The 12,281-nt window shown below is 48.0% G+C and carries 3 protein-coding genes; all 3 read left to right on the plus strand.

The window, feature by feature from the left end; genetic code table 11:
• Position 1 precedes the first annotated feature (1 nt).
• A complete protein-coding gene (locus JT717_RS25685; protein WP_205514033.1) occupies positions 2 to 1,348 on the plus strand; it encodes a DUF3526 domain-containing protein in 1,347 nt (448 codons plus the stop codon).
• 529 nt (positions 1,349 to 1,877) lie between these two features.
• On the plus strand, positions 1,878 to 8,327 hold the full coding sequence (locus JT717_RS25690; protein WP_205514035.1) for an HYR-like domain-containing protein: 6,450 nt from the start codon (positions 1,878 to 1,880) through the stop codon (positions 8,325 to 8,327).
• A gap of 242 nt (positions 8,328 to 8,569) precedes the next feature.
• The coding region (locus JT717_RS25695; RefSeq protein ID WP_205514036.1) for a beta strand repeat-containing protein at positions 8,570 to 12,281 on the plus strand (3,712 nt) is incomplete at its 3' end.

The raw sequence follows: 12,281 nt of genomic DNA on the forward strand, positions 1-12,281 counted from the left end.
TATGTTTCTGTTGTTATTGAAGAATTTCGTTCGGTCGAGAATCGTTGTAACCGGTCTGTCGATCATAATGCTGGCAGGCATGATCAGTATTTTTATTGGCCGCCAGCACATTGAAAAAATAAAAAGCAGCATAGCCAAAACAGAACATTACCAGCGCGACCATATACAGCGCAACGTTCAATTTTTCAACAAAGAGATGGGGCTGCTGCTGTATTACCTGCGGTTTGGTCTGGTTAATGAACCGCCGCCGCTGAATGCACTGTCTATCGGACAAAGGGATGTGAACAGTTCCATCCAGCATGTAACCATTCGCAATATTGAGAACCAGTTATATGATACCGATCTGTTCAATCCATATAGTTTACTCGCCGGCAACCTCGATTTCAGCTTTGTATTGATCTACCTGTTTCCCTTACTCATCATCGCTTTTACCTACAATTTGTTATCGGAAGAAAAGGAAGGCGGAACATGGCGGCTGGTATCAGCACAACACAAGCGGCCTGCGGTTATAATATTCAAAAAACTGGCTGTGCGTGCAGCTGTCATTTATACAGCATTGACTGTCTTGTGGGCGCTGGCAGCAGTATTATTGAGTTTACCAGCTGACAATAGTTTTTGGGCTGCTGTTAGCCTGTCGTTTTTGTATCTGTTATGTTGGTTTGCGATCAGCTTTTGGGTGGCTTCTTTACAAAAAAGTTCAGGCGCCAATGCCGTTATTTTGTTAAGTGCCTGGCTCTTGATGACAGTGATTTGTCCCGGCATGGCCAATAACTATATTACCAGCCAATATCCGGTGCCTGAAGCCCTGGCAACAGTAGTTAAGCAACGGGAGGGTTACCATGAAAAATGGGATATGGATAAGAAAATAACGATGGATAAGTTTTATGAACATTATCCGCAGTTCAACCAATATACATTACCCAATACGGAATTCAGTTGGCTCTGGTATTATGCCATGCAGCAAATGGGTGATGATGAAGCGCAGCAGGAAGCTGGGGAAATGAAAGCAAAACTCTGGCAAAGAGAAATAGCCAGCAGAACAATTTCTTATTTTATTCCCTCCATGCATACCCAGTATCAATTGAATACCCTGGCACAATCGGGTTTGGGTAATCATTTGAAATTTCTTGATAGCACGAGGCAATTCCATGAAAACAAGCGTCTGCACTTCTATCCAAAGATCTTTTCAGGTGCTGATGTAACTAAGGAGGACTGGAATTACTGTAAGGTAGAAACGTTTACGGAAAAGAGCCCGGTAACCTGGATGGCCATGCTGGTGCCGTTAATAATAATAAGCAGTTTACTGGGGGCAATCAGCTGGATCAATTTTAGAAAGACACCATATTAAGTGGAAACATATATATATTAGGGAACGCTGAGGCAATGGCTCAGCGTTTTTCCTAATCTTGATATACAGCACTTTGTAACACATACTTGCGCTAGGTCAATAATATTAAAAATATCTTACAGGTACTTAAAATGTTAAAATCTATTAACTATCTTGTATTAGATTTTGAACACATATAAAAAAGGCCTGATTCCTCGAGACATTTCAAACCACAATGTTTCTCTTCCAATACCCCTAAAAGCCTCTGTTTCCACCATTTATCTAATAACTGTGTTATTCCCTGTATTCTCGGTAAAACCAATCTGAATCCAGATCCCGAATGGTCTGATTTTAAGGTTTATTATCACCAAAAATCATTGATGGAGCACATTTACTTCCTCAAACGGGATGTCTTTGTCCGTTAGTTGTGAGATAGCATATTTCTGGTGCTAAAGCCTCTATGCAGATACTGCCTGGAAAGGAGTTCCTATTGTCGTGAATATAGGTTTCGCTTTATCATTTATACCACTAACTGACTTAGCACACGTGCATGAAAGATAGTCTTGAACATATCTTTTCTACCGGATCTGTTACCCCTAACAACTCCAAGCGCACCATTAAGCGTTTATGCGTTACTGTGTTTGTCCTTCTATGGTTCAGCATTCCTTTTTTTGTTCAGGCCCAGCATCTTGATAACCGGAAAAGACTTGATTCATTCCATCGGGCAAGAGCCGCCGCAGGTGTTAAAATTCTTAAAACATTAGCAAATTCGTATGAAGTAACTGGCGGTGGCGCCTATTGCAGCGGCGGCAGTGGTGTAGCGGTTGGCCTTAGTGGTTCGCAACAGGATACCACTTATCAGCTTCAACGGGATGGAGTAAATACAGGAGTTCCCGTGGTGGGTGATGGATCAGCACTCAGCTTTGGACTGCAAACAGCTGCTGGAACATATACGGTAATTGCGAATACGGTAAACGGGCCGGTTGCTATGAGTGGGAATGTAACGGTAACCATAAATCCCTTACCTACAGTTACAGCAGATCCCAAACAGGTATGTTTTGGAAACAACACCCTTGAATTAACGGGAACACCAGCAGGTGGTACCTGGAGCGGAACAGGCGTAAGCGGTTCAAATTTCAATGCGAATGGCCTGGCTGCGGGAAATTATACGGTTACTTATAGTTACACAGATGCGAATACTTGTACTAACACGGCCACTGCCACGGTAACTGTACATGCTTTGCCAACGGTTACAGCCGACAATAAACAAGTATGTTTTGGAAATAACAGCGTTGCTTTAACAGGTACCCCGGCTGGCGGTACCTGGAGCGGAACCGGGGTAAGCGGTCCAAACTTCAATGCGAATGGCCTGGCTGCGGGAAATTATACGGTTACTTATACTTACACAGATGCCAACAGTTGTACGAATACAGCTAATGCCACGGTAACTGTACATGCGTTGCCAACGGTTACAGCCGACAATAAACAAGTATGTTTTGGAAATAGCAGCGTTGCTTTAACGGGTACCCCGGCTGGCGGTACCTGGAGCGGAACCGGGGTAAGCGGTTCAAACTTCAATGCGAATGGGCTGGCTGCGGGCAATTATACGGTTACATATACTTACACAGATGGCAACAGTTGTACCAATACGGCCACTGCTACGGTAACTGTACATGCCTTGCCAACGGTTACAGCCGACAATAAACAAGTATGTTTTGGAAATAACAGCGTTGCTTTAACGGGTAGCCCGGCTGGCGGTACCTGGAGCGGAACCGGGGTAAGCGGTTCTACCTTTAATGCGAATGGCCTGGCTGCGGGCAGTTACACGGTTACTTATACTTACACAGATGCGAATACTTGTACGAACACGGCCACTGCCACGGTAACAGTAAATGCCTTGCCAACACCTTCTGCCGGAAGTAATTCGCCACAATGTGCTGGTAATACGTTGAATTTAACGGCCAGCGGTGGTGTTAGCTACAGTTGGAGCGGGCCAAATGGATTTACTTCTACATCTTCAACGCCTTCAATCGCAAATGTCACTACCGCTGAATCTGGTCCTTATACAGTAACAGTGACCGATGTCAATGGATGTACTTCTTCAGCCACCACCAATGTGACCGTTACTGCGTTGCCCACTGCTACGATCAGCTATACAGGCGCGCCTTTCTGCACAACGTTAAGCGCTGCTCAAAACGTGACGCTAAACGGAACAGGAGCGTTTAATGGCGGCACTTATAGTGTCGCCCCTTCGGGATTATCAATCAATAGTACAACGGGTGCCATAACCCCATCGACCAGTACACCTGGAACATACACGGTTACTTATACAATTGCAGCCAATGGCGGATGTCCAGTTGTAACTGCAACGGCAAATGTTACTATTACCGCATTGCCCACGGCCACGATCAGTTATACAGGAACACCTTTCTGCACAACAGCAAGTGCAGCTTCTGTTACATTAACCGGAACAGGTGCGTATACTGGCGGCACTTATAGTGTTTCTCCATCGGGATTAACTATAAATTCAACTACCGGCGTTATTACGCCTTCGTCAAGTAGCGCTGGAACATACGTTATTACGTATACCATATCGGCTTCGGACGGATGTGCAGCGGTAACAGCAACAACCAATGTTACCATTACGGCTGCGCCTACAGCAAATCTTTCATATGCGGGTACGCCCTTCTGCCGGTCTGTAAGTACCCAGCAGCCGACTACTTTAACGGGCACCGGCGCCTATTCGGGCGGAACCTATAGTTCATCGCCATCCGGATTAACCATAAATCCCAGCACCGGCGCTATTACGCCATCAACCAGTACAGCGGGAACGTATACGGTTACTTACACCACACCAGCATCGGGGGGATGCGCATCTGTGAGTACCACTGCTACGGTCGTTATTACTGCGGTTCCCACAGCTACGATCTCTTATACAGGATCACCTTTCTGTACAACGGTTAATTCGGTGCCCGTGACACTATCGGGAACAGGCGCTTATACCGGCGGAACCTACTCTGCCCCGGCAGGCTTAACCATCAATAGTTCAACCGGTGAAATAACCCCGTCATTAAGCACTGCCGGTACTTATACGATAACATATGCAATACCAGCATCCGGTGGTTGCGCTGCTGTAAACGTTACAACTTCTGTAACGATCACTGCACAACCTACGGCCAGTCTATCCTATTCAGGCACGCCGTTCTGCAGATCGGTATCAACAGCGCAGTCACCTGCTTTAACGGGCACCGGAAATTTTACCGGCGGTACATATAGTGCATCCCCAGCAGGTTTAACCATCAACACGACCAGCGGCGCCATTACACCTTCATCAAGTACAGCCGGCACCTATACGGTAACTTATACAAGGGCTGCCGCAGGCGGATGTGCCGCTGTGACTACCACTGCTACGGTAGTTATTACTGCGGTTCCTACTGCAACCATTTCTTATACAGGATCACCTTTTTGTACAACAGTAAGTGCAGCTTCTGTTACATTAACCGGTACAGGTGCGTATACTGGAGGCACCTATACTGCAACTCCATCAGGGCTAAGCATAAATACAACGAGCGGCGTTATTACGCCTTCATCAAGTACGGCGGGGACATACACCATAACTTATACCACACCAGCTTCGGGCGGTTGTGCCGCGGTAACAGCAACGACCACTGTTACCATTACAGCTGCGCCTACAGCAAATCTTTCTTATGCGAATGCACCGTTCTGCCGGTCGCTAAGCACCGCGCAGCCACCTACTTTAACCGGTACCGGTGCTTATACGGGCGGTACATATAGTGCAGCTCCGGCGGGTTTGACGATCAGTAGTTCTACTGGTAATATTACACCATCATCAAGTACAGCCGGAACCTATACAGTAACATATACAAGGGCAGCATCTGGCGGATGTGCTGCTATTACGACAACAACCTCTGTAACCATTGCAGCAGTGCCCACAGCCAATGCGGGGCCCGATCAGACAGGCGCTACCACCTGCGGACTAACCTCAGTAACGCTGGCTGCAAGTACACCAACAGCAGGTACGGGTAGTTGGAGTATTGTAAGCGGTACTGGTGGAACGATAACAACACCGTCAAGCCCGAGCTCCACTTTTACAGGTATACCTGGAACTACTTATACCTTGAGTTGGACAGTCAGCAATCCACCTTGTGCAGCTTCTACTGATAATGTTACAATTACTTTCAATCAGAATCCAACAACAGCCAATGCCGGAACTGCTCAATCTGTTTGTATTGGAGGAAATGTAACCCTGGGTGCAAATGCGCCTACGGTTGGCACAGGGCAATGGTCAATTGTCAGTGGCCCAAGTACATCAACAGCGCAGTTCAGCAGCACAACAAATCGTACAGCAACATTTACACCTACAGCTACAGGTTCATATGTTTTGCGGTGGACGATAAGCAATGCTCCATGTACAGCTTCTACGTCTAATGTAACCATTACTGTCAATGCCTTACCAACTACACCAACGATCACCGCCGGGGGCGCAACCACTTTTTGCCAGGGCGGAAGCGTGGCACTTACATCTTCATCTTCTGCAGGCAGCACTTACCAGTGGAATCTAAATGGTACGCCGATTGCCGGAGCCACCAATCAAACATATTCAGCAACAGCAAGTGGAAGCTATACCGTAACAGTAACAAACGCCAATGGCTGTTCCAGAACATCTGCAGCAACATCGGTCACTGTAAATCCATTGCCAACAATAACTGTTAGTCCTGCTGCGCCATCGGCGTTTTGTAGCGGTGGCAGCGTAACGCTAACTGCGAGCGGAGCCAACAGCTATACCTGGACTCCGACGGAAGGATTGTCGATAAGTACAGGATCCGCGGTGATAGCGACACCGGAGGCTACAACAACCTATACCGTTACAGGAACCGGCGCCAACGGTTGTACGAACTCTGCAACTGTTACTGTCACCGTTACGCCTTCGCCCGACGGGGATATCACTTCAAGTCCGCCTGTTTGCTCCGGTAATAACAGTGGAACTATTACATTATCCAATTACACCGGTACAATCGTGCGTTGGGAGTCATCAACCAATGGGGGCGCCAGTTGGACGACTATCAATAACACGTCCACAACGCAGTCCTATTCCAATCTTACCCAGACAACCATCTACCGGGTTTTATTAACCTTAAATAATGGTTGTGATGGATACTCAGATGTTGGTATCATACCAGTAAACGAACCATTCACGCCTACGGTAACCGCCAATCCGCCCGTTATTTGCCTCGGCCAATCAGCTACGCTAACCGCAAGTGACTATGGTGCACCGCCTTTCCCCCTGGAAGATTTTGGAAATGCAAATCCGGCCGGATGGAGTGGCAATGATGCTAATAACAATAATGAAGACGAGAATACAGATTGGGGTGAAACCGGTGATGGCAAAGTTCGAAATGGCAAAGTATATAATTCGCAAGCACCTCCGACGAATACAAAATTTATGATTGTCGCCGGTACTACCGATGGCGCCGATCAAACCGCTGCATTGATCACTCCTCCCTTTAGTCTGGTTGGAGTGGTTAATCCCATTTTTACATATATGACCGCTCTTGATTTTAACGCCGGAACGGTAGGTAAAGTGGAAATTTCAATCGATGGGGGCGCCACCTATATTACGCTTGAAACATTTACCGGACCAGCCAAAGTTGGGAATGGAGATAACGGATTTGTTCAACGGACTTATAACCTGTCAGCCTATATTGGTCAACCCGATGTTCGGGTTCGATTCAATTATTTTGGCACAGCCGGAAGTATCTGGGCCGTAGATAATGTTGGATTACAGGGAACCTTTGAGCCTGTCACCTATCAATGGTCGCCGCTTGATCATATGACGCCGGCGGCGGGAAATACGCAAACCGTTACCGTTACTCCGCCCGTTGGAACACATCCATACTGTGTAGTAGCTACCACCGGTGCTGGTTGTGCCAGCCAATCTGTTTGCAAAGATGTTACAGTAAAACCATTACCCACTTGTTCTATTACCGGGAACAATGTTGTTTGTCCCGGTTCAACGAATGTATATAGCGCCCCGGCCATTTCAGGTTATACTTATAATTGGGCCATCAGTGGAGGGGCAACTATTTCGGGTTCAGCATCAGGGCAAACGGTTACTGTGATTGCCAATAATACGTGTGGCACTTATACGCTAACGCTAGTAACTACATTGGATGGATGCTCAAGTGCTCCATGTACGCAAATTGTCAATGTTGTTGACAATACCGCACCAGTTGCAACGGCTCCCGCAACCCAGAGTTTCCAGTGCCTTACTGATGTGCCGGCTCCGGGTACATTAACCGCAACTGACAATTGCAGTGGCGACATTACCGCAACGGGTGTAGATGTACAAGTGGCAAATGGGTGCGGATATACTATTACAAGAACATGGACATTCACCGATGCATGTAACAACACATCATCGGTTTCTCAAATTATCAACGTGCTGGATAATACAGCGCCTGTTGCGCCAGCAGCTCCTGCGTCACAGAGTTTTCAGTGCCTTGCTGACGTAACGGCTCCCGGCACATTGACAGCAACAGACAATTGCAATGGCACCATTACCGCAACGGGCGTAGATGTGCAAGTTGCAAATGGATGCGGATATACTATTACAAGAACGTGGACATTCACCGATGCGTGTAACAATACTTCATCGGTTTCTCAAATCATAAACGTGCTGGATAATATACCACCGGAGATTACCTGTCCACCGGCGCAGATCTTCTGTGCAGTTGATGGCAATACATATACGATTCCACCAGCCACTGCTTCTGATAACTGCAGTGGCACTTTGAATATTACCTATCAAATCACCGGAGCAACCATAAGAAGTGGAACAGGGAATGATGCGAGTGGGGTATTTAATGTAGGAATATCAACGATAACATGGACAGTTACAGATGCATGTGCTAATACTTCTACCTGTACGGCAACGGTAACTATCAACTCAAAACCAGCACCAATAATTTCTCATAATTAATTACAAAACAGTTTATGAAAGCGTACAGCAACCCATACAAAACAAAAAATCCCGGCAGACAGACCCGGTATTTTTGGTCATATTTTTTGCTATGGCTCCGATTGCTGGTACTCTCATTTACACGAAATAAAGAAGAACTGGCAGGTATTGTCCTCCATGAACCGGCGCCCCTGCATTTGAAAGCAATGAATTCAGCAAACATCCCTACACCATCTATAACCAAGAACAAAAAACTACCGAACATGAACCAAGCTACACTGCTTATAAAATGGGGGCTCATGCTGTTGTTTACAGCAATAGGCACCAATGCCATAGCCCAGGCACCACCGCCAATCCCAGGTAATCATTCGGTATGTATTAACACAACGAAAGAATATGGTGTAGTACTCACTGCCGGGTCAACCTATGCATGGAGCATTACGCCCAGTACAGGGTTTACCATGACTCCAAATCCCACCTATCCCAATTTAATAACTGTAACTTGGACGGCCGTCGGTGAATATACCATGCAGGTAATTGAAACCAATGCCGCAGGTTGTGTGGGAGATCCTGTTACTATTGTTATTACAGTGAACCCCTTGCCAACTGTGACCGTGAACTCACCAACGGTATGTGCGGGAACACCGGCGACAATAACAGCGACACCGGGTGAACCAGGTACATATTCGTACGCATGGACTGTACCATCAGGAGTTCCTGATCCCGGTAATGTAGCCAGCTTTACATCCACGGTAGCCGGAACTTATAGTGTTGTGATCACCAATACAGCAACAGGTTGTGGTTCAGCATCCGCAAGTGGAACAGTAACCGTGAATGAGCTGCCTGTATGTTCTATTACTGGTAACGATAATATGTGCCCTGGCTCTACCAATACATATAGTGGACCATCGGGAATGTCGACCTATAGTTGGTCAATCAGTGGAAATGCAACTATCACCGGTGCAGCAAACGGACAAACCGTTTCAGTGCTTGCCAATAATAGTTGTGGAACATTCACGCTGACCCTTACTGTTACGGATGCAAATGGATGTACAAGTACATGTAGTCAGACATTTAATATTACAGATACAGAAGCACCGGTTATCACACTTACTGCAAGCACTGCAGTAATCTGTAACCCGACAGCTGATCAGATCGCAGCTGCCTTTGGTACGGCTTCAGTGACCGACAACTGCTCGACTGGTCTTACCGCCACCTTCACCGATGGTGCAGAGACAGGTACTGGTTGTGACCGCTCGATTACCAGGACATGGACTGTGACAGATGCTTGCGGTAATACAGCCACTCAAACCCAGACCATCACCTTCACCAGGGATACAGAAGCACCGGTTATTACACTTACTGCAAGCACTGCAGTAATCTGTAACCCGACAGCTGATCAGATCGCAGCTGCCTTTGGTACGGCTTCAGTGACCGACAACTGCTCGACTGGTCTTACCGCCACCTTCACCGATGGTGCAGAAACAGGTACCGGTTGTGACCGCTCTATTACCAGAACATGGACTGTGACAGATGCTTGCGGTAATACAGCCACTCAAACGCAGACCATCACCTTCACCAGGGATACCGAAGCACCGGTTATTACACTTACTGCTTCAACCGCAGTAATCTGTAACCCGACAGCTGATCAGATCGCAGCTGCCTTTGGTACGGCTTCAGTGACCGACAACTGCTCGACTGGTCTTACCGCCACCTTTACCGATGGTGCAGAGACAGGTACCGGTTGTGACCGCTCTATTACCAGAACATGGACTGTGACAGATGCTTGCGGTAATACAGCCACTCAAACGCAAACCATCACCTTCACCAGGGATACCGAAGCACCGGTTATCACACTTACTGCAAGCACCGCAGTAATCTGTAACCCGACAGCTGATCAGATCGCAGCTGCCTTTGGTACGGCTTCAGTGACCGACAACTGCTCGACTGGTCTTACTGCCACCTTTACCGATGGTGCAGAAACTGGTACCGGTTGTGACCGCTCTATTACCAGGACATGGACTGTGACAGATGCTTGCGGAAATACAGCCACTCAAACGCAAACCATCACCTTCACCAGGGATACAGAAGCACCGGTTATTACACTTACTGCTTCAACCGCAGTAATCTGTAACCCGACAGCTGATCAGATCGCAGCTGCCTTTGGTACGGCTTCAGTGACCGACAACTGCTCGACTGGTCTTACCGCCACATTTACCGATGGTGCAGAGACAGGTACCGGTTGTGACCGATCGATCACCAGGACATGGACTGTGACAGATGCTTGCGGTAATACAGCCACTCAAACGCAGACCATCACCTTCACCAGGGATACAGAAGCACCGGTTATCACACTTACTGCTTCAACCGCAGTAATCTGTAACCCGACAGCTGATCAGATCGCAGCCGCCTTTGGTACGGCATCTGTAACTGACAACTGCTCGACTGGTCTTACCGCCACCTTTACCGATGGTGCAGAGACAGGTACCGGTTGTGACCGCTCGATCACCAGGACATGGACTGTGACAGATGCTTGCGGTAATACAGCCACTCAAACGCAAACCATCACCTTCACCAGGGATACCGAAGCACCGGTTATTACACTTACTGCTTCAACAGCGGTAATCTGTAACCCGACGGCTGATCAGATCGCAGCTGCCTTTGGTACGGCTTCAGTGACCGACAACTGCTCGACTGGTCTTACCGCCACCTTTACCGATGGTGCAGAAACAGGTACCGGTTGTGACCGCTCTATTACCAGAACATGGACTGTGACAGATGCTTGCGGTAATACAGCCACTCAAACGCAAACCATCACCTTCACCAGGGATACAGAAGCACCGGTTATTACACTTACTGCTTCAACCGCAGTAATCTGTAACCCGACAGCTGATCAGATCGCAGCGGCCTTTGGTACGGCTTCAGTGACCGACAACTGCTCGACTGGTCTTACTGCCACCTTCACCGATGGTGCAGAAACCGGTACCGGTTGTGACCGCTCGATTACCAGGACATGGACTGTGACAGATGCTTGCGGTAATACAGCCACTCAAACGCAGACCATCACCTTCACCAGGGATACAGAAGCACCGGTTATTACACTTACTGCAAGCACTGCGGTAATCTGTAACCCGACAGCTGATCAGATCGCAGCTGCCTTTGGTACGGCTTCAGTGACCGACAACTGCTCGACTGGTCTTACCGCCACCTTTACCGATGGTGCAGAGACAGGTACCGGTTGTGACCGCTCTATTACCAGGACATGGACTGTGACAGATGCTTGCGGTAATACAGCCACTCAAACACAAACCATCACCTTCACCAGGGATACCGAAGCACCGGTTATTACGCTTACTGCTTCAACAGCGTTAGTATGTAACCCGACAGCTGATCAGATCGCAGCTGCCTTTGGTACGGCTTCAGTGACCGACAACTGCTCGACTGGTCTTACCGCCACCTTCACCGATGGTGCAGAGACAGGTACCGGTTGTGACCGCTCTATTACCAGGACATGGACTGTGACAGATGCTTGCGGTAATACAGCCACTCAAACGCAGACCATCACGTTCACCAGGGATACAGAAGCACCGGTTATTACGCTTACTGCTTCAACCGCAGTAATCTGTAACCCGACAGCTGATCAGATCGCAGCTGCCTTTGGTACGGCTTCAGTGACCGACAACTGCTCGACTGGCCTTACCGCCACCTTTACCGATGGTGCAGAAACAGGTACCGGTTGTGACCGCTCTATTACCAGAACATGGACTGTGACAGATGCTTGCGGTAATACAGCCACTCAAACGCAGACCATCACGTTCACCAGGGATACAGAAGCACCGGTTATCACGCTTACTGCTTCAACCGCAGTAATCTGTAACCCGACAGCTGATCAGATCGCAGCTGCCTTTGGTACGGCTTCAGTGACCGACAACTGCTCGACTGGTCTTACCGCCACCTTTACCGATGGTGCAGAGA

Origin of the sequence: Longitalea arenae (assembly GCF_016924755.1) — a bacterium.
GTDB classification, from domain to species: domain Bacteria; phylum Bacteroidota; class Bacteroidia; order Chitinophagales; family Chitinophagaceae; genus Niastella; species Niastella arenae.

What these genes read in the sequence shown, in the direction of transcription:
- JT717_RS25685 (WP_205514033.1), top strand. Translation starts at nt 2, where the DNA reads ATGTTTCTGTTGTTATTGAAGAATTTCGTTCGGTCGAGAATCGTTGTA.
- JT717_RS25690 (WP_205514035.1), top strand. Translation starts at nt 1,878, where the DNA reads ATGAAAGATAGTCTTGAACATATCTTTTCTACCGGATCTGTTACCCCT.